Origin of the sequence: Acinetobacter towneri (genome assembly GCF_017498585.1) — a bacterium.
Taxonomy (GTDB): Bacteria; Pseudomonadota; Gammaproteobacteria; order Pseudomonadales; family Moraxellaceae; genus Acinetobacter; species Acinetobacter towneri.
Genome location: NZ_CP071766.1, coordinates 1,139,064 through 1,159,318, shown reverse-complemented (window position 1 = coordinate 1,159,318; position 20,255 = coordinate 1,139,064). Strand labels below are relative to the sequence as shown.

Here is a 20,255-nt window from a genome sequence, read left to right as displayed (position 1 = left end):
ATTTTTAAACATATTTAAGAAATATAAAGTTACAAAATGGGTATTTTTTGCACTAGATCAAGCCTTTGCCGCCTTTGGAAAAATTATCTCCTAACTTTTCAAGTTATCCACAAGGTTATCTATAAGCAGTTTTTCCGAGCTTTGCTATGCTATGCCCTTGTCTGATAAGGCTTATAGCCGAAAGGACAAAATTCGGTATTTTTGAGATAAATTTGAATCCTAAAATAGTCAAAATTTAAAAGAAAAAGTCAATATTGATCTACCCTCAATTTTCCCGTATCTTGTGTTCAATTCAATTTTAAACCACTAAGTCTTGTGTTTATCCCTCAATCACTGCGGCCTAAGTTTTGCCCAGTTTAATGGTCCATAAACATAACAATAGATGACAATGGAGCTATGCTGACATGAGCGTAATCACCTCAACCCCTGGTCAATTACAAGTGATTAAACGCACTGGTGATGTTGCCGCTTTTGATGCTGAAAAAATTGCAGTTGCAATTGGCAAAGCGTTTTTGGCTGTAGAAGGTCAACAAAGCGCCGATTCAAGCCGCATTCATGATCGGATCGAACAACTGACTGAAATGGTGTTGAACACATTCAACCGCCGTTTACCGTCTGGCGGAACCATTCACATTGAAGAAATTCAAGACCAAGTTGAACTTGCGCTCATGCGTACAGGCGAGCAAAAAGTTGCTCGTGCTTATGTCATCTACCGTGAACAACGCTCAGAAGCGCGTAAGCAAGCAGGTGAAAACCATCACCCGACGTTACAAGTGACCGACGCAAACGGTCAGCTTAAACCACTAGATTTAGGTGCTTTAAAAGCAACCGTGAATAAAGCGGCAGAAGGTTTAGAAGGCATTGATGTAGATGCCATCATTGATGAAACCGTGAAAAACCTCTACAACGGTGTAAAAGAGTCTGACATCTCAACCACCATGATGATGGCGACCCGTACCCGTATTGAGCAAGAGCCGAACTATACTTATGTGACTGCGCGTTTATTGCGTAATGACTTGGTGGCAACAGGTTTAGAGTTTTTAGGTTTAGCAACAGATACACCTGAAGGCGAAGCATTAGAAACTTTCCTGAAAAAAGGTGTTGAGCTTGATTTGCTTTCTGCAGACTTACTTGAGTTTGACCTTGCCAAACTTGCTGCAGCGATTCAACCTGAGCGCTCAAACCAGTTTACCTATTTAGGTCTGCAAACTTTATTTGACCGTTATTTCATTCACTCAGATGGCGTACGCTTTGAACTTCCACAATTGTTCTTTATGCGTGTGTCAATGGGTCTGGCGCTCAATGAAGATGACCGTGAAGCACGTGCAATCGAGTTCTATAACTTATTGTCTAGCTTCGACTACATGGCATCTACGCCTACCCTGTTTAACTCAGGTACGCTACGCCCACAGTTATCAAGCTGTTACTTAACTACAATTTCCGATGACCTTTACAACATTTATGGTGCAATGCGTGACAACGCAATGCTGTCTAAATGGGCAGGTGGTTTAGGCAATGACTGGACGCCAGTACGTGCTTTGAACTCATACATCAAAGGAACAAACGGTAAATCTCAAGGTGTTGTTCCGTTCCTTAAAGTTGCTAACGATACAGCTGTTGCGGTCAACCAAGGTGGTAAGCGTAAAGGTGCGGTATGTGCGTACTTAGAAACTTGGCACTTAGACATCGAAGAATTCCTAGAGCTGCGTAAAAACACAGGGGATGACCGTCGTCGTACCCATGATATGAACACAGCCAACTGGGTACCTGACTTGTTCATGCAACGTGTCTTTGAAGATGCAGAATGGACATTGTTTACGCCATCTGAAACACCAGACTTGCACGACTTGACGGGCGAAGCTTTTGCTGAGCGTTATGCGTACTACGAAAGCATTGCCAAAGAAACCAACATGCTACATAAGAAACTTCGTGCGAAGGACTTATGGCGCAAAATGTTGTCAATGTTGTTTGAAACAGGTCACCCGTGGATCACATTCAAAGACGTATGTAACTTACGTTCACCGCAACAACACGTTGGTGTCGTGCACTCATCTAACTTGTGTACTGAAATTACCCTAAATACGAACCAAGATGAAATCGCGGTATGTAACTTGGGTTCTATCAACCTTGTACAACACGTTCAAGGTGGTGTGTTAGACCGTGAGAAATTGGCACGTACTATTAAAACTGCAGTACGTATGCTCGACAACGTCATCGACATCAACTACTACGCTGTACCACAAGCACGCAATTCAAATTTGAAACATCGTCCTGTAGGTATGGGCATCATGGGCTTCCAAGATGCGCTTTATGAGATGAACTTGGCTTATGGTTCAGATGCTGCAGTTGAATTTGCCGATGAATCTATGGAAGTGATCAGCTACTACGCGATTCAAACGTCTAGCGATTTGGCGGTTGAGCGTGGTACTTACGAAACATTTAAAGGTTCATTGTGGGATCAAGGCATCTTACCAATTGACTCTTTAGACATTGTGGCGAAATCACGTCCAGAACGTATGTTTGAAGTAGATCGTACACAGCGTTTAGATTGGGACAGCTTACGTGCCAAAGTTCAAAAAGACGGTATGCGTAACTCAAATGTGATGGCGATTGCACCGACTGCAACCATTTCAAATATTTGTGGCGTTTCTCAGTCTATTGAGCCGACATTCCAGAACTTATATGTGAAGTCGAACTTGTCTGGTGAATTTACAGTAATCAACCCTTACCTCGTTCGTGCATTGAAAGCGCGTGATTTGTGGGATTCTGTAATGGTCAATGACCTGAAACACTTTGAAGGTTCAGTACAAAAAATTTCACGTATTCCTGAAGAATTGAAAGCGATTTTTGCGACTGCGTTTGAAGTTGAGCCACGCTGGATTGTAGATGCAGCATCACGTCGTCAAAAATGGATTGATCAGGCGCAATCGTTGAACTTGTATATTGCAGGTGCAAACGGTAAGAAACTTGACCTGACTTACAAAATGGCATGGTTACGTGGTCTGAAAACCACCTATTACCTACGTGCATTGGGTGCAACATCTGCAGAGAAATCGACCATTAACACGGGTGCATTGAATGCAGTAAAACCTGCAACTGTTACGGCAGCACCTGCTGCAGCGGTAGCGCAGGAAATTAAACCTGAAGTTCCTGCAGAGGAAGACGGCTTTGCAAATGCAGCGCCAGTGCCACAAGCATGCAGCATTGACAACCCTGATTGTGAGGCGTGTCAATAATGGAAAATAATACTTCTATGGTTTTGTTAATAGCTTTTATGATCACTTTTACAGTTCTTGTGTTAGCGGTTAAAGCTTAAACAAATTTATTTGAGCAATCTTTGAATTAAGATTGCTCAAAGCCATAGAAGATTCCATTTAAAATAATATCTAGGGAAACTACCATGCCACACATGACCCACAACTATATGTTAGGACTTGCGGTCTTGCTGATTTCCTTTGTTGTATTGTTTTACGCACCGATTGCTTACTTTTGGGTGCAAGCGGTGAAACAACAGCGAAAGCAAAATAAGTCGTGAACAGCTTGATCAGAACGTACATTTTTCAGACCAAGATGAGCAAAACTTAATTTTGCTTTCACAAATTAAGCGTATAGTAAGACATCTCAGCGTGGCTGGATGTCCATAAAAGATATAAAGCAACGAAGAGAGAATTGATATGTCTATCCTAAGTTGGGACGATTTCGAAGATGATTCGCAAAAACCGGCTGCTCCTGAACACAAGCCTGCGCCCGTCGAGCCGCAAAAAGCGCATGATCCGCAGATGGTATCTGATGCAGAGCAACCACAGACGCCTGTGGCAACTGCACAACCCGCTGCAGCCCCTAGAAGTGGAGCAACAGATTCAACCGATCCGTTGGCAAGAGCATCTAACGCTCTAGATCAATTGGACGTTGCACCTGGTCTTGAAGAACTAGAAATGGGTGCATCTCGCGTACAGGTTGATGATAAAGCCATGATCAACTGTCGTGCAGACTTAAACCAGCTTGTACCGTTCAAATACGAATGGGCATGGCAAAAATATCTAGATGGTTGTGCAAACCACTGGATGCCGCAAGAAGTCAACATGAACCACGACATCGCATTGTGGAAGTCTGAAAATGGTTTAACTGAAGATGAGCGCACCATTGTAATGCGTTCACTTGGTTTCTTCTCTACCGCAGACTCATTGGTTGCTAACAACTTGGTATTGGCAATTTATCGCCACATTACCAACCCAGAATGCCGCCAGTACATTTTGCGTCAAGCCTTTGAAGAAGCGATTCACACTCACGCTTACCAGTACTGCATCGAATCTTTAGGTATGGATGAAGGTGAAGTCTTCAATATGTACCGCGAAGTACCATCGGTTGCGCGTAAAGCAGCATGGGGCTTGAAGTACACGCAATCTTTAAGTGATCCTACTTTCAAAACAGGTACACCTGAAAACGACCAAATTTTGCTACGCAACTTAATCGCATTCTATTGTGTACTTGAAGGTATTTTCTTCTACTGCGGTTTCAGCCAAATCTTGTCGATGGGTCGTCGTAACAAAATGAACGGTGTTGCAGAGCAATTCCAATACATTTTACGCGATGAATCTATGCACTTGAACTTTGGTATCGACATGATTAACCAAATCAAGATTGAGAACCCGCACTTATGGACTGCAGAATTCCAGCAAGAAGTGATTCAAATGATTCTTGAAGGCACGATGCTTGAAATTGAATATGCGCGTGACACTATGCCACGTGGTGTATTGGGCATGAACGCAGGTATGATGGAAGAATACTTGAAATTCATCTGTAACCGCCGTTTAAGTCAGCTCGGTTTACCTGAACAGTTTGTTGGCGTAAACAACCCGTTCCAATGGATGTCTGAGATGATGGACTTGCGTAAAGAGAAGAACTTCTTTGAAACGCGTGTGACCGATTACCAGACTGGCGGTGCATTGAGCTGGTAATAATTACCGCGGTAAACGATACATCCAATGACATTTGCAACACATCCGTGTCACTCGAAAGCAAAACTTGAATGACAGATGATGCTAAATAAGAAAATAGAGCCTAATGGCTCTATTTTTTATTTACTTTAAAAAATCAAAAAGGATGATATCCAACAGCTTTTGGAGTTAAAGTTGTATTATGTTAAATTTAAAAACTCTATAAAATATAAAATTAGTTCTATTGATCAATGAACTAAAAATTAGATGTAAGTTAAAAATAAATAGAATAAGGGGTTATAAAAATGAATCTTGACTTAAGTGAATGGAGTCTAGTTAAAAATGTTTTTTCTAAAGCACAAAAAGCAAATATGCATGTAAATATTGCGAGTGTTTCTATAGAGGGCATACCTAACATCACCCCAATAGGAACAGTTTTCTTAAATGATGATGGAACAGGCTTTCTATTCGATTCATTCTCTAAACTACTCGCAGAAAATCTCCAAACAAATAACAATATTTGCATCAGTGCTGTAAATTCAAGCAAGCTATTTTGGTTATCTTCATTTATTCAAGGTCAATTTAGTTCTTATCCTGGTGTAAGGCTCTATGGAGAACTTGGGGACTTGAGACCTGCAACACAAGAAGAAAAATTAAAAGTTAATCGACGTATCCAATCGCTAAAATGGACTAAGGGCAGTAAATTAATTTGGTCTGATTTTACAAATGTCAGAGAGTTTAAAATTAAGAGCTACAGATGGATTAGCTACCCTAATATGATGGATCATTTAACATAATAGTGGTCACAATATAGCCACATATTGGCATAAAAACAGCAACTTAAAAAGCCACGCAACGCCCTAAAACCCAATTTTAATCTATAAAAAGCACCACTCAATATGACCACCCTCACCCAAAATTTACTGGCCTTATTACAGTTAGAACAAAAAAGTGAACATTACTTTATTAGACAAAGCCAAACGCACTTTGGCACGCGTGTATATGGCGGGCAATTACTGGCGCAAAGTATTATGGCTGCAGCAAACTTGACAGCTAAGTCTCTGTATAGCCTGCATGCTTATTTCTCTATACTGGCGATGCCACCGCACCTATTCTGTATCACACAGAACTTTTACGTGACAGCCCAAGTTTTAGCACCATACAACTCACCGCTTTACAGTTTGGACATCAAATTTATAAAGCCATGTTGTCATATATGCAGCCTGAAGATGGATTGGAGTACCAGACCACTGCGCCTGAATATCCCGCAGCAGAACAACTACAGACAGAACAGTGCTATAAACAAAATAAAGAAAGGCGCATCGCGCGCCTTTTTTTATTCAAACCACTGAAAATTAAGCAGGAATACGTAACACTTGCCCTGGGAAAATGTCATCGGCATTTTTCAATAATGGACGGTTAGCTTCAAAGATTTTGTTGTATTGGTTAGCATCCCCATAAAACTCTTTAGAAATTTTAGATAAGGTATCGCCTGATTTTACTGTATAGAACTTACTTTCTTGTTCTGGGGTTGCAACGGTGAGTTGATCATCTACTTGTGCAACGTGGTCAATATTACCTACCGCAAGAACAATTTTTTCACGGTCTGCCTGACTATTTACCTGTCCACGCACCGTAGCTAAGTCTGTCGTTGCGTTATAGCTGACCGATAAACCTGTAATTGGCAAACCTAAGCTTTTTACATGCCCCAAAAGTTTGTTGGCAATTTCTTGTGCAGAAGGTTCTGCCGGTGTGCTTGGTGCAGCTTGTGGCTCTGCAGGTGCTGTGTTTTTCTTACCAATCCCTTTTACAAAATCAAAAAGACCCATGAGGTGCTCCTATTTTCTTTTCTGCTGTTATAAAGCGTCACTCATTTGCATGAGCACGATGTTCTCATTTATTTATAACTAAAAAATAAGCCACTTCGGTTGTGATTAGACATTAGCTTGGTAACAAAATGTAAACTGCATCACATATTCAAAAAACAAGCCGTTTTTCATGTTTTATTTTAAAAACTCCAGCACATAAAAAAGCCACCTTGCGGTGGCTTTCATTTCAGCAGTGCTGAAATCAACAATTAACCAAGTTTTTTAGTTACGTAGTCAATTGCTGATTGAACTGTTGTGATTTCGTTAGAATCTTCGTCTGGGATTGTGATGTCAAAATCGTTTTCGAAAGACATTACAAGCTCTACTAAGTCTAAAGAGTCAGCACCTAAGTCATCCATAAAAGATGCTTCGTTTTTGATTTCTTCAGCTTTAAGACCAAGTTGTTCTGCAACCGCTTGTTTAACGCGTTGTTCGATATCGCTCACAGGAATTCTCCTCATTGCTTGTGGCGTTTTTAATGCCGTTAGTTTAATTGAATCTATAAAATTTTGAAAGTTTATACTTGAGCTTAGCTCATGTATAAACCACCATTTACGTGTAACACTGTACCAGTGATGTAACCAGCTTTGTCAGAAGCCAAGAAACTCACTGCATTTGCGATATCTTGTGGATCACCTAAACGGTTTAATGCCACTTGCTCACTCATTTTTTTGCGAATTTCTTCACTTAACTGATCTGTCATTTCAGTTGCAATAAAGCCCGGCGCAACCGAGTTTACTGTAATTTGACGACTGCCCATTTCTTTAGCAAGGCTTCGGCTGAATGCCTCAATACCGGCTTTTGCCGCAGAATAGTTGGCTTGTCCTGGGTTCGCAAAATGTGCCACCACAGAACTAATATTAATAATGCGTCCAAAACGTGCTTTGGTCATGCCTTTCAAGACACGTTTAGATAAACGGTAAACGGCCTTTAAGTGAATGTTGAGAATGTCATCCCAATCATCTTCTGACATACGCAGTAACAAATTATCTTTGGTGATGCCCGCATTGTTGACCAGCACCAAAACTGAACCATAGCTTTGTTCAATGTCAGAAACTAAGGCATCAATGGCAGCACCATCACGAACATCTAAAACTTTACCTGCACCGTTTTCTGCAAAACTTGCCGATAATTTTTCTGCGCCCGCTTCAGAAGTGGCAGTACCTACCACAAAAAAACCGTCTTGAATAAGTTGCTGAGCGATGGCGGCCCCAATCCCTCGGCTTGCACCTGTGACTAATGCAACTTTACGTTCTTGTGTCATGCAATTTTCCCTTCTGCCACCAAAATGGCATTTAGCGCATCTTCCATACGACTTTGTGTGTCGAGTGGGAATGCTTTTTCGATATTCGGTAAACGCTTCGCAAGATTCGCCAATACGTTGCCTGGCCCACATTCCACGATATATTCAATACCTTGATCTTGTAGGTATTGCATAGTTTGTGTCCACTGCACCGATTGATACAATTGCGCAGTGAGTGCCTGACCTAATTGCGCAACATCTGCCGCGATTCCAGCGTTGACATTTTGTATTACAGGAATACGCGGTAGCTCAATGGCAGTTTGTTCCAAAGCTTGTGCAAACTGTTCTGCCGCAGGTTTCATCAATGAACAGTGCGAAGGTACAGATACAGGCAGGGCAATGGCTTTACCACCATTTTCTTTGGCCAATCCCATTACAGCTTCGACTAAAGTTTTATCACCTGCAATGACCACTTGCCCTTGGGCATTGTAGTTCGCTGCTTCTACCGAGCCACGACCTTGCACATTCACTTGCTCGCATAGCTCAAGCACTTTGGCATCTTCTAGACCCAAAATAGCCGCCATTGCACCCTGACCTTGTGGTACAGCATTTTGCATTAACTTACCACGTAAGTTCACCAATTTGACTGCATCGCCCAAGCTTAGGCTGCCTGCTGCAACCAATGCGCTGTATTCGCCTAATGAGTGCCCTGCCAAGTATTTTGGTGCAACACCACCCAGCTCTAACCACACACGCCATAATGCGATACTTGCAGTGAGTAATACCGGCTGAGTAAATTCTGTTTGGTCTAAACCTTCACCACTTTGTGCAATGTGCCATAAGTCAAAGCCAATTGCTTCAGAGGCTTCTGCAAATGTTTCGCGCACACCGCTAAACTGTTCTGCAAGCTCAGCCAACATACCGGCTTTTTGTGAGCCTTGACCAGGAAAGACAAATGCAGTTTTAGTGGCTTGAGCTGCTTGCTCGAGTCGTTTAGCAGACATAAAAAATCCTTTAATTAAGATGCGCAAATTGTAGTTTTTAGCAGCTACAATCCACACCTTCTCATGTAAGCTCAGTTATGGAGCGAAAATTTAACACTTAATTTTGCTTTTAGTAATTGCCAAATACAACAAAAATCGGGCACAAAAAAAGGGAGCTTACGCTCCCATTTTTTCTACTAAGCTTGACGCTTAATACATCACCAATTATTCAGCATCTGCTGCTTTAGCGAATAATTGACGACCACGGTAGAAACCATCTTTAGTTACGTGGTGACGACGATGAGTTTCACCAGTAGCTTGGTCTACAGTTAATGCATTCTCGGTTAAAGCGTCATGTGAACGGCGCATGTCACGGCGAGAGCGACTTTTACGGTTTTGCTGAACGGCCATGATGGCTCCTTACAAAGATCGAAAAAATGGATCAGAACAAATTGAGTTGTCTTAACTGGAAATTATAACATAATTTTCAGTTAAGTTTACCTTTCAAACTTGCCAAAACATCAAACGGATTATCACGTTTTTCTTCAGCAATGTTCTGAATGGCAGGTTGATGCTTATGCTCGCAAGCATCATGCTTAGGAGATAAAGGCAACAACAATAACAATTCATCTTCTATAAGTGTCAGTAAATTAGCCGTCGCTGGCGAGTCATAATCGCCTTTGCAGGTGGCTTCACTTTCACCTAATACAATGAAATCAGCATCCTCATCCAAGCGCTCTATCAGTGACTCATCATCCACAAGAGCTAGATGAAAATCTGAAACGAGGTCTATTTCTACAGAACCCAAGCAACGCTGGCATTCCATTGGAACTTTCGTTTCAATATGACCATCTAGCCATGCAATGCGATGATACGCATCCATTGATAGCTTACAGTCTATGTTAACCAATTGATCATCAATTGATCCAACAGCTTCACGGGCGATACGAGCAAAGCGAGACAATGGCAGGTTACCTGACCATGTAAAGCCCTGTTCAGCCCATTTAAACGGCTCAATCTGTGCCGGAAAGGTATTTGCTGACATAATTAAGGCGGCAATTCTACAAATTCATCAGTACTCTGTCAAAGATTAAGATACAATTTTGTACTTATTTAGACAGACCAATTTTGGGTAACACAGTCATGCATCTGTTGCAGCCGCAAACAGAAGTGAATTTTTCATCACTTGTGAGCACACTTCCAACCACCAATTCTGACACTTCGCCCCCCCAAGTGCAACTCTCGGACTGGGCCAAACTGAATACAGAAGCGGAACAGGTGGACTGGCTCATCTTACACTTTAATCACTGGTTTTCCCACCTAAATGTGAACTTGGTCAAAGGTGATTTTGAACCTGAGTACTTTCCTGCCACAGCAACACAGCCTGCAAGAATTCAATTTGCACATGGTTTCTTTAATAGTGCCTTACATGAAATTAGCCATTGGAGCATCGCAGGCGAACAACGACGTTTACTGCCAGACTTAGGCTATTGGTATGCTCCCGATGGTCGTACTCAGGAACAACAAGCCTTATTTGAACAGGTTGAAATTAAACCTCAAGCCATTGAATGGCTGTTTGCTCAAGCGTTTGGACGAAAATTCCGTGTATCTTTAGATAACCTGACCGGTGAAGGTGGAGATGGCCGCACATTTAAAGACAATGTCTTTGCCCAAGTACAGCGTTATTTTAACGGAGAAGCCAAATTACCACGCGATGCAAAACGCTTTATTGAATGTATTTGTTACTGCACCCGAGGTGGCAAAACATTACAAATTGCAGAGTTTGAACGAAAAAATTTGGATTAAATGCAATAAAGCACAAGGCAATGATTGCAACTGACATCAATCCCCTTTCATAATGAGCCTAACGTCACACTTACGCTACTGAGGAATTCATATGTTGCATTTAAGAGTACATCCTGAAAATCCACAGCCGCGTCTAATCAGCCAAGCGGTTGAACGCATACGCGCAGGCGATGTGGTGGTCTATCCAACCGATGCTGCTTATGCGATTGGTTGCCAAATTGGTAATAAAAACGCGATGGAACGCATTTCACAAATTCGTGGTTTAGGCGCAAAACACCAATACGCTATTATTTGTGCCGATTTATCGGATATTGCCACCTACGCCAAAGTGGACAATGCCATATATCGTCTACTGAAAAACAATACGCCTGCGGTCACCACATTTATTTTACCTGCGACCAGTGAAGTTCCGCGTCGCTTGATGCATCCCAATAAAAAAACCATTGGTTTGCGTATTCCAAGCAACCCCATTTGTCGCATGCTGCTTAAAGAATTAGGCGAACCTTTACTGACCAGCACCCTGATTTTACCGGGGCAAGAAGACCCTTTAGATGATCCATACGAGATTGATCTACAACTCAACAAACGTATTGATGTACTGATTGATGGTGGCTTAGGCACACTTAGCACCACCAGTATTATTGATTTATCGGGCGACAACCCGCAAATTGTGCGTCGTGGTGTGGGAGATGTGAGTGCTTTTGAATAAGCATTCACCACCTGCAAAGCGATTGACAGCACTACGGTTTAAAAGCCTTACTTGCACGAATTAAACCCATGACTTTATTTCAGGTATTGTTAAATTTGCAGCAGTTTTCGGATGAGATGCACATTTATGTGCAACATCCGTGGACGCTAGAGTCCGATGCAATCGTGTGTTCCCAAACTGCATTCACAGCAACAATACCTGAACCTCCCGATTCTTATACTTACTTTTTAGATGCAGCACTATGTAAAGCACTTTTAGCGCAATCGCAAACTCGTAATCTGTGTTTACAAGACAGCTGCATGGCAATGATTGAATACGCATTACAGAATAAACAGAAATAAATACTTAAAGATTGAATGAGTTAATTTTTACAACTTGCCTTAAATCTCCCTCAATCCCGATTTATTTTAGGCTTTTTTTGATATTTGGTCGTAGAACAGATTTATTTCAATCACGATATCCTTTAGACTAACCGCTATTAATTCTGAGCTATTTCTCCATCTCCTTCTTATCTGAAGCGGAAATAGCATTTGCATGCTTTTGAAAATTCGCGTGGCCCAACACTGTAATGAATCAATCCCTCCACAATGCGATGGAACCTGCCCAACACATTCGTGTGTTAGATGAGTGGCAAGAGTCGATTCCTGAGGATTTGTATATTCCTCCTGCAGCATTTGAAATTCTGTTAGAGCATTTCGAAGGACCACTCGACTTTTTAATTTACCTGATTCAAAAAAATGGCTTCGATTTACTTCAGTTAGATATTGCCCCGATTGCATCGCAATATTTGTCGTATATGGATGCCATGAAATCGCTAAATATTGAACTGACTGCCGATTATATGGTGATGGCGGCATTACTGGCCGATTTAAAATCCCGCCTATTGTTGCCTAAACCTGCCAGTATCAGCAGCATTGAAAAAGACCCAAAACAAGAGCTGATTGACCGTTTAGAAACCTATTTAAGAGTCAAACAAGCAGCTGAACGCTTGGGGCAAATGCCTGTTTTAGAACGCGATACTTTTGCTACCAATGTTAGCTTAGGGCATACCGCAGTCAATAATGTCGGCTATGCAGCCGATCAATTACGTGATGCCTTGTTCTGCATTTTTAATCGTCCTGAACCTGTCACCCATCAAATTTTGCAAGAACCTGTTTTACTTGAAGAACGGATTGCATTTATTGAAGCCAAACTCGCATCGGGTGAAGTACTGAGTTTTGATGCGTTGCTAAAACCAAGTCAGGGACGCATGGGCATGGTTGTGACCTTTATGGCGATTTTAGAACTGACTCGCCAGCAAAAAGTGTGCATTATCAGCAGTGGGATTGAAACACCATTGAGCATTCAAGGGGCGCAGGCATGAATCCAGAACCCATGATTTCTAGCTTGTCTGAAGGCGAACAACAGCATGAAGTGCTGATGCAACTCGAAGCAATTATTTTTGCCAGTGACAGTGCTGTGTCTTTAGCGCGTCTGAAAGAAGCTTTTCAAGATAAATATAGCAAAGCGCAATTACGCCAGTTTTTACAACAATTGGCCATGTTACAACATGGTCGCTCGATTGAACTGATCGAAACCGCACAAGGTTTCCGTTTTCAGGTGCGGGCAAAGTATCGTACAATTATTACACAGGTGTGGCCTGAACGTCCGACCCGACTTTCGCCCTCACTGCTAGAAATACTGGCGGTGATTGCCTACCACCAACCTGTGACCCGAGCAGATATTGAACAAATTCGCGGAGTATCAAACAATAGTCAAATTTTACGCACATTGTTTGATTGGAACTGGATTAAAGAATCAGGTTTCCGAGAACTCCCAGGAAGACCTGCGTTGTTGGTTACAACGCCTCAATTTTTAAATGCGTTTGGCTTGAATTCCTTAAGTCAATTGCCTCCCCTACAGGATGCCAAGGAAGCTTTCATGGCACTCGATGCATCTGCGTCTGTGTCTTGAATAGGTAAACTGTTGATGATCATTTCTAAGGTTATGCTGTCATGAGTGAAAAGTTGCAAAAGGTACTCGCACGAGTAGGCTTGGGTTCTCGCCGTTATATGGAAGAAGTCATTGCCGCTGGTCGTGTGAGTGTCAACGGCCAAGTTGCCCAAGTGGGTGAACGTATCGAACCAGGTGATGAGCTTCGCATCGATGGTCGTAAAGTTCAGTTCCAAATTGAAGATGAAATTCGTCGTCGCGTTCTGATTTACTACAAACCAGAAGGCGAAATTTGCTCACGCAACGACCCAGAGCAGCGCCCAACTGTATTTGATAACCTGCCTGCAATTGCCAATGATCGTTGGGTAATGGTTGGTCGTCTGGACATTAACTCGACAGGTTTATTGCTATTCACCAACGATGGTGAATTAGCCAACCGTTTAATGCACCCATCGAACGAAATTGAACGTGAATATGCAGTTCGTGTGATGGGTGAAGTGACACCACAACTGAAAAACAACATGCTGCGCGGCGTAGTGCTAGATGATGGCCCTGCCAAGTTTGAATCTTTCTCTGAAATTGGCGGTGATGGTATTAACCGCTGGTATCAAGTGGTGGTAAAAGAAGGTCGTAACCGCGAAGTTCGTCGTATTTTTGAATCACAAGGTCTGAAAGTCAGCCGTCTATTGCGTACCCGTTACGGCACGGTAATTTTACCGCGTGAATTGCGTACAGGTCGCTGGATGGAATTGGATAAAAATGACATCGACAACCTTGCCAAAGCAGTTGAATTAAAACCACGTCAAGGCACAGGTTTGTACGGCATGGCAAAACGTCGCAATGAGCGTATGCAAGAAAAACCATTGGCAGCACGTCGTGGTGGTTTCTTGCGTCAGCAACGTCGTGACACCGAAGAAGCTGCACAAAACACAGGTTTTGAACCGCGTGAACGTCGTCAGGACGGTAACAGTTACGGCAACCGCGAACCACGCCAAGACGGTAACAGTTACGGCAACCGCGAACCACGCCAAGACGGTAACAGTTACGGCAACCGTGAGCGTCGTCAAGATGGTAACAGCTATGGCAACCGCGAACGTCGCCAAGACGGCAATAGCTATGGCAACCGTGAGCGTCGCCAAGACGGTAACAGCTATGGCAACCGCGAACCACGTCAGGATGGTAACAGCTACAGCAACCGTGAACCACGTCAGGATGGCAACAGCTACGGCAACCGTGAACGTCGTGACGAAAATGCACCACGCAAACCGTTTGGCAATAAAAGCTTTAAAAAATTCTAAAAGCTGAAATACGCCAAATTGATAAAAAGCCACACGTTCATGTGTGGCTTTTTTATTGGGCAAATTGGTTGGACAAAAAATAATAAAAATTAAATATTTGGCAATACAGGAATTTCAATCCACTGTGCTTTTGGAAAGCTTTTTAACAAATAATTTTTTAAATATTTGGCAGTATCCTGCGAAATTAAAGGGTCTTGTGATTCATCGTTCAAATTATATGCCAATGCATGTAAATTCAAACCACGTGTTTTTAAAGCTTCCAAACTGAGCAAAGTGTGGTTAATACTGCCCAAACGCCCAGAACTCACCAAAATAACAGGATATTGTTTTTGCTCAATATAGTCGATGGTGAGTAGGTCTGTGGTCAGCGGCACCATGAGTCCACCCGCACCTTCTAATAATACTGCATCATACTTTGCTGCCAGTTGCGCAGTCGCAGCCTCAATTTTAGCAAAGTCAATCTCACGACCATCAATTTGTGTAGCCAAATGCGGTGAAGCAGGATAGCTAAAAATTTCAGGCATGGTGAGTTTGTCATCATCTTCAGGCAACCATTCACTGCCCATAATTTTACGATGCTGCTCAATATCTTCTGAAACGTCTTGATTGCCTGTTTGAATCAATTTTTGGGTAATAGTCTGAATACCCTGTCCATTCATGGTCTTGGCCAAATAACCTGTGGCATAGGTTTTACCAATCCCTGTATCAATACCACTCACAAAATAAACTTGAGCTGTCATGGCATTCTCCGTGCAAGACAATAAATAGGATGATACGTGAGCGTATAACTTTTTTGCTGTGAGCTATGCTGCTGACTAAACTGTTCATAGCCCCGATAAAATTCGGTTAAAGTCGTTTTGTTCCAACGCTGCCCTTGCGCTGTACCCGTGACACCCGTGGCTTTTAAATGCTGCAAAATCTGTTTGGGATGTTCAAAACTTAATGATTCAAGCTGCTCTGAACAGTGTAATACTTCAAAGCCCTGCTGTTTAAGCTGTTGTTGTAACGCATCCATACTCAAATAATGTAAGCCTTGACCTGTTAATTGCTTAATTTCAGTCAAGTTTTGAGGGCCAAACGTCGAAAAGCACAAATACCCTTGCGGCTTTAACGCTTGATTCGCCTTGCACAATAATGCTCCAAAATCTTCCACCCATTGCAAAGCCGAACTCGAACAAATTAAATCCAAAGACTGCGGAAAATCGAGCTGTTCTATATCGCCAATTAAGCCATGTATTTGCGTACTAGTTGTTTGAGGATGATGCAGATACGCATGCAACACTTCGGCATATAAATCATTTAAAGTCAGCTGTTGAATTTGAAATTCACGCAGTAGCAAGTCGGTTAAATTCCCTGAACCACAGCCGATTTCCAAGACGTTTTCAAAGCAAGGCTGAGGTTGATCTGACAACTTTTGCTGCACAATATATTGCTGCATTTTTGCCATTAACTGCTGACAAATTTGCTGCTGTACCACGGCATGCGTTTTATAACTCTGATGAGCGCGGGCAAAACGCTGTGCCACTTGTGCCTTATCTATACGCATACGCACACTCAAAGCAAATCCAGTAACTGTGTTAAATCTGCCGTTTCAAATTGCGTATTTAAACAAATCCGCAGTCTTGAACTGCCTTGCGGCACAGTCGGTGGACGTACAGGCATCACATAAAAACCTGCAGTCTGTAACTGTCGGGCTTTGCTTACAGTTGCAGTAGAGTCGCCAATAATCACAGGTACAATTTGCGAAGTTGATGGGCAAGCAAAACCTTTGGCCTGAATCCCCTGCTGTATAGATTGGCTCAAGGCCGCCAAATGCTGACGCTGTGCCTGCATGTGCACAATCTGATTCAGCATAAACTGCGTCCACGCCATACAAATAGGTGGCTGTGCGGTACTAAAAATTAGCGGGCGCATCCGATTAATTAGGTAATCACGGATAATCGGATCACAGATCAAATATCCCCCAACTGAAGCAACGGCTTTGCCAAACGTCCCAACCAGAAAATCAATGGCATCAATCACGCCATATTGTTCGGCACAACCTAAACCTTGCTGCCCACGTACGCCAATCGCATGTGCTTCATCGACATATAACATGACTTTGGCAAAATGCTGTTTCAGCGCGACCAATGCGGCTAAATCAGTTTCATCACCATCCATACTAAAAATGGATTCAGTCACCACAATAATGCGTTCATAATTATCATCGGCATGATATTGCGTCAGCAATTGCTGCAAATGTGCCAAATCATTATGCCGATAACGCAAATATTTTGCAGATGACAAACGAATGCCATCAATCATGCTGGCATGTACCAGTTTATCGGCCAAAATTAGGGTTTTCGCATCTGCCAATGCAGGTAAAATACCAATATTCATGTGATAGCCGCTATTAAACAGCAAGGCAGCTCGCCCATGAAATAATTGCGTTAATGTGGCTTCAAGCTGTTCATAGGCAGGGAAATTTCCAGTCAGCAAACGTGATGAAGATGCACTCATTAAACGCTGTGCATTGGGCGTTTCATCAAAAAACTGTTCACGTAAGCGCAAATCAGAGGCTAAACCCAAATAATCATTGGAAGATAAATTCAGCATCTGCTGTTGCTGAATTTCAATTGTTTTACCTTGCTGCTGATTGCTGCGAAATTGACGAAAATTGCCCTGTTGGCGAAGCTGATCAAGCTGTTCTGCATAGTGATCGAGTAAACTCATGCGCTCGCTCCTTGCATACCTGTCACCACCTCAGCCAATTGCTGCAATAAAGTATTTAGTTCTGCTGCTGTAATCACATACGGCGGCATCACATAAACCAATTTACCAAATGGACGCACCCAAATACCGCGTTGCACAAATTCTTGTTGCAGGCTTTGCATATCGACAGCATGTTTAAGTTCTACCACACCAATTGCACCTAAAACTCGCACATCCTGCACCCATGCCAAATTAGCCAATGGTGTTAAATGCTGTTCAAGTTGCTGTTGTATACGTTGAATATTGGCTTGCCAGTCTTGTTCTAATAATAATTGGGTACTTTTTACTGCAACCGCGCAGGCCAGTGGATTTGCCATAAAGGTCGGGCCATGCATAAACACACCTGCCTCACCTTGCGAAATCGTTTCTGCAACATGCTTCGTGGTCAATGTGGCAGACAAGGTCATATAACCGCCTGTCAGCCCTTTGCCGATACACATAATATCGGGTTCGACCTGTGCATGTTCCCATGCAAACAACTTGCCTGTACGCCCAAAACCTGTGGCAATTTCATCAAAAATTAACAACACATCATATTGTTCACAGAGCAATTTGGCTTGACGCAAATATTCAGGATGATAAAAGCGCATGCCGCCTGCACCTTGCACAATCGGCTCAATAATCATGGCAGCAACCTGCTGATGATGCTCGGCCAAACTTTGCGCCAATTCTGCAATATCGGCAGGATTCCACTCTTGGTCAAAACCTGTTTGTGGTGCAGATACAAAATAACGACGCGCCAAACTTGAGCCAAAAACCTGATGCATCCCTGTAACAGGATCACAAACCGACATGGCATTCCATGTATCGCCATGATAGCCAGAACGGGTGGTAATAAAATTGGTTTTCTCGGTTTTGCCTTGTGCTGTCCAGTATTGCACCGCCATTTTCAGCGCCACTTCAACAGCAACTGAACCTGAATCTGCATAAAAAATTTTATCTAAACTCGGTGGGGTAATTTCGAGCAGCAAACGCCCTAACTCAATAGCAGGACGATGGGTCAATCCACCAAACATGATATGCGCCATACTGTCGAGTTGCTCGGTCACAGCACGGTTCAGTTTAGGATGGTTGTAGCCATGAATCGCACACCACCACGATGACATGCCATCAATCAACTGGCGACCATCTTCAAGTTCAATGGTGCTGCCAAATGCCCGCTTAACCTTAAAGGTTGTTAAGGGCTGAGTCATAGAGGTGTAAGGATGCCAAAGATGTTCACGATCAAAAGCCAAATCCATCTGTTCTGTCATCCCACCATCATCCTTGATCTTGTAAAAAACTTGATGTGCTAAATCTTAAACCTGTCTACAGATAAAATAAATTGCGAGATTTGTCACTTATGGACCTGTTGGCGGGTTTTTCTGTAAATATTGGCAGATTTTGCTAGTCAACTCATCGGCATGGAACAATGGCAGCCCATGCGAGCCTTGCAAAACATCTACGCTTAAAAACTTTGCAGCTAAATTTTGCAGTTTAGCTGCAACTTTGCAATCAACTAAAACATCCTGCTCGGCAAAAAGATGATACTGCAGACCTGTATAATTTTTAAGCTTAGTCACCAAGTTTAAGTTTTCCAATAAATCCAAACCGTGTTGAAGCAAAGATTGCGGCTGTGGCTGAACCAAACTTTGTAATTGTAATAGGTCGGTTTTACTACTAGTGACACCCTGACACACCATAAAACCAAAACGCTTTAGGGTCAGAATTGGGTCTTGTGCAAAAGATTGTTTAAACTGGGCAAACGTGGCTTGTGGCATAGCGGTATCCCAATCGGCTTGTGCAACAAAACACGGATTGGATGCAATGGTAATTAAGGTTTTATATCCTGCATATTGGCTGGCAATCGCATCGACCAGTAGCGTTGCCAATTGCCCACCCAGTGACCAGCCCATAATTACATCAAACTGACGTGCAAATTCAACCTGTTGCTGCATGACTTGAGCATCAGTAGCGTTAAAAATATTGATGAGCTCAACCCGAAAACCTTGTGCAGTTAAGGCTTGCTGTAACGGATTTAAGAGTGCAGTACCACCGCCCCAGCCTGTAATCAATAAAATCTGTTGTTGCACGTGGCTTGCTCTCAAGTTAGAAAATCACCTCAGTATAATACTGAATCGGCTCAATCGACATCTGCAAAGCACCAAGATACATCCTTAAAAAAACCAATTGATATAAAAAAGCCAATCTATAAAAACCGATCTATAAAAAAACCCGACTTATCATAAATCGGGTTTTGGTCTATTTTGCTTTGATCAGATTACATTTGCGATTGAATGTAGTTTTGTAAACCAATCAATTCAATTAAACGTAATTGTTTTTCCAACCAGTACGTATGATCTTCTTCTGTGTCGGTCATTTGCTGACGCAACATATCACGGCTGACATAATCGCCTTTTTCTTCACACAATTTTACGCCTTGCGCCAATTTTTCACGTACTTCGTATTCCAGTTTTAAATCGGCTTTTAAGCAAGACACCACATCTTCACCCACGTCGATGTCATCGCGCTGCATATTTGGAGTGCCTTCAAGGAACAATACACGACGAATTAAAGCATCGGCATGCTGCGCTTCTTCCTGCATTTCATGGTCAATGCGCTCAAAAATTTTGCTTAAACCCCAATCTTCATACATACGCGAATGAATCAGGTATTGATCGCGAGCAGCCAGTTCGCCACCAATCAACATATTTAAATAGTCTACGACTTCTGGATTGCCACGCATTTG

General features: G+C 42.5%; 22 protein-coding genes and 1 pseudogene. 11 read left to right on the top strand and 12 right to left on the bottom strand.

What is annotated here, in order from left to right; all coding sequences use genetic code 11:
- The first annotated feature begins 404 nt into the window (after positions 1-404).
- From J4G44_RS05515 to J4G44_RS13565, 5 genes are all read left to right on the top strand, one after another.
- Positions 405-3,236, top strand: a complete 2,832-nt coding sequence (locus tag J4G44_RS05515; RefSeq protein WP_207973921.1) for a ribonucleoside-diphosphate reductase subunit alpha — start codon at positions 405-407, stop codon at positions 3,234-3,236.
- 164 nt (positions 3,237-3,400) lie between these two features.
- Positions 3,401-3,535, top strand: a complete 135-nt coding sequence (locus J4G44_RS13605) for a hypothetical protein (protein ID WP_265087825.1) — start codon at positions 3,401-3,403, stop codon at positions 3,533-3,535.
- 139 nt (positions 3,536-3,674) lie between these two features.
- Entirely contained in the window at positions 3,675-4,958 is a 1,284-nt protein-coding gene (locus J4G44_RS05510; protein WP_207973920.1) for a ribonucleotide-diphosphate reductase subunit beta, read from the top strand.
- A gap of 284 nt (positions 4,959-5,242) precedes the next feature.
- Positions 5,243-5,734, top strand: a complete 492-nt coding sequence (locus J4G44_RS05505) for a pyridoxamine 5'-phosphate oxidase family protein (protein WP_180051975.1) — start codon at positions 5,243-5,245, stop codon at positions 5,732-5,734.
- Between the two features lie 102 nt (positions 5,735-5,836).
- Entirely contained in the window at positions 5,837-6,289 is a 453-nt protein-coding gene (locus J4G44_RS13565) for a hypothetical protein (protein ID WP_228291707.1), read from the top strand.
- Between the two features lie 3 nt (positions 6,290-6,292).
- Here J4G44_RS13565 and lysM read toward each other — a convergent pair whose 3' ends face one another.
- The 6 genes from lysM to J4G44_RS05470 all read right to left on the bottom strand — a co-directional run bounded on the left by lysM (position 6,293) and on the right by J4G44_RS05470 (position 10,076).
- On the bottom strand, positions 6,293-6,766 hold the full coding sequence (lysM, locus tag J4G44_RS05495) for a peptidoglycan-binding protein LysM (RefSeq protein ID WP_207973919.1): 474 nt from the start codon (positions 6,764-6,766) through the stop codon (positions 6,293-6,295).
- 248 nt (positions 6,767-7,014) lie between these two features.
- Positions 7,015-7,251, bottom strand: coding sequence for an acyl carrier protein (acpP, locus tag J4G44_RS05490; protein ID WP_001279871.1), 237 nt, complete (start codon positions 7,249-7,251; stop codon positions 7,015-7,017).
- 83 nt (positions 7,252-7,334) lie between these two features.
- The gene (gene fabG / locus J4G44_RS05485; RefSeq protein WP_019837736.1) at positions 7,335-8,069 is read right to left on the bottom strand and encodes a 3-oxoacyl-ACP reductase FabG; all 735 of its coding nucleotides are present in this window, start codon (positions 8,067-8,069) and stop codon (positions 7,335-7,337) included.
- Complete coding sequence (fabD, locus tag J4G44_RS05480; protein WP_207973918.1) at positions 8,066-9,052, bottom strand: ACP S-malonyltransferase; 987 nt, start codon at positions 9,050-9,052, stop codon at positions 8,066-8,068. Before fabD ends, fabG begins: the two co-directional genes overlap by 4 nt.
- Positions 9,053-9,256: 204 nt before the next feature.
- Positions 9,257-9,442, bottom strand: a complete 186-nt coding sequence (rpmF, locus tag J4G44_RS05475) for a 50S ribosomal protein L32 (RefSeq protein WP_000290730.1) — start codon at positions 9,440-9,442, stop codon at positions 9,257-9,259.
- Between the two features lie 76 nt (positions 9,443-9,518).
- Positions 9,519-10,076, bottom strand: coding sequence for a YceD family protein (locus J4G44_RS05470; RefSeq protein ID WP_179993626.1), 558 nt, complete (start codon positions 10,074-10,076; stop codon positions 9,519-9,521).
- A 98-nt stretch (positions 10,077-10,174) separates the two neighbouring features.
- On the opposite strand from J4G44_RS05470, the gene J4G44_RS05465 reads away from it, so the two are divergent.
- The 6 genes and pseudogenes from J4G44_RS05465 to rluB all read left to right on the top strand — a co-directional run.
- Positions 10,175-10,837: an elongation factor P hydroxylase gene (locus tag J4G44_RS05465; RefSeq protein WP_207973917.1), complete on the top strand. Its 663-nt coding sequence runs from the start codon at positions 10,175-10,177 to the stop codon at positions 10,835-10,837.
- Positions 10,838-10,928: 91 nt separating this feature from the next.
- On the top strand, positions 10,929-11,546 hold the full coding sequence (locus J4G44_RS05460; protein WP_207973916.1) for an L-threonylcarbamoyladenylate synthase: 618 nt from the start codon (positions 10,929-10,931) through the stop codon (positions 11,544-11,546).
- Between the two features lie 68 nt (positions 11,547-11,614).
- The gene (locus J4G44_RS05455; RefSeq protein ID WP_180059940.1) at positions 11,615-11,887 is read left to right on the top strand and encodes a hypothetical protein; all 273 of its coding nucleotides are present in this window, start codon (positions 11,615-11,617) and stop codon (positions 11,885-11,887) included.
- Positions 11,888-12,114: 227 nt separating this feature from the next.
- Positions 12,115-12,909 carry a segregation and condensation protein A gene (locus tag J4G44_RS05450; RefSeq protein WP_179989214.1) on the top strand — a complete coding sequence of 265 codons (795 nt, stop codon included), beginning with the start codon at positions 12,115-12,117 and terminating at the stop codon, positions 12,907-12,909.
- Positions 12,906-13,499 carry an SMC-Scp complex subunit ScpB gene (gene scpB / locus J4G44_RS05445; RefSeq protein ID WP_154320996.1) on the top strand — a complete coding sequence of 198 codons (594 nt, stop codon included), beginning with the start codon at positions 12,906-12,908 and terminating at the stop codon, positions 13,497-13,499. The genes J4G44_RS05450 and scpB overlap by 4 nt, the downstream gene beginning before the upstream one ends.
- 41 nt (positions 13,500-13,540) lie before the next feature.
- A pseudogene (rluB, locus tag J4G44_RS05440) lies at positions 13,541-14,461 on the top strand (23S rRNA pseudouridine(2605) synthase RluB); the annotation flags it as partial.
- Positions 14,462-14,865: 404 nt separating this feature from the next.
- Here rluB and bioD read toward each other — a convergent pair.
- From bioD to ftn, 6 genes are all read right to left on the bottom strand, one after another.
- Positions 14,866-15,516, bottom strand: a complete 651-nt coding sequence (gene bioD / locus J4G44_RS05435) for a dethiobiotin synthase (RefSeq protein WP_207973914.1) — start codon at positions 15,514-15,516, stop codon at positions 14,866-14,868.
- Positions 15,513-16,322 (bottom strand): malonyl-ACP O-methyltransferase BioC, encoded by an 810-nt coding sequence (gene bioC, locus J4G44_RS05430; RefSeq protein ID WP_136144801.1) that lies wholly within the window; start codon positions 16,320-16,322, stop codon positions 15,513-15,515. Before bioC ends, bioD begins: the two co-directional genes overlap by 4 nt.
- A gap of 8 nt (positions 16,323-16,330) precedes the next feature.
- Complete coding sequence (locus J4G44_RS05425; protein ID WP_004972348.1) at positions 16,331-17,488, bottom strand: 8-amino-7-oxononanoate synthase; 1,158 nt, start codon at positions 17,486-17,488, stop codon at positions 16,331-16,333.
- Positions 17,485-18,768, bottom strand: coding sequence for an adenosylmethionine--8-amino-7-oxononanoate transaminase (gene bioA / locus J4G44_RS05420; protein ID WP_207973949.1), 1,284 nt, complete (start codon positions 18,766-18,768; stop codon positions 17,485-17,487). The genes J4G44_RS05425 and bioA overlap by 4 nt, the downstream gene beginning before the upstream one ends.
- Positions 18,769-18,867: 99 nt before the next feature.
- On the bottom strand, positions 18,868-19,599 hold the full coding sequence (locus J4G44_RS05415) for an alpha/beta hydrolase family protein (protein ID WP_096902085.1): 732 nt from the start codon (positions 19,597-19,599) through the stop codon (positions 18,868-18,870).
- A 188-nt stretch (positions 19,600-19,787) separates the two neighbouring features.
- Entirely contained in the window at positions 19,788-20,252 is a 465-nt protein-coding gene (ftn, locus tag J4G44_RS05410; protein WP_004972356.1) for a heteropolymeric bacterioferritin subunit Ftn, read from the bottom strand.
- Positions 20,253-20,255: the final 3 nt, after the last annotated feature.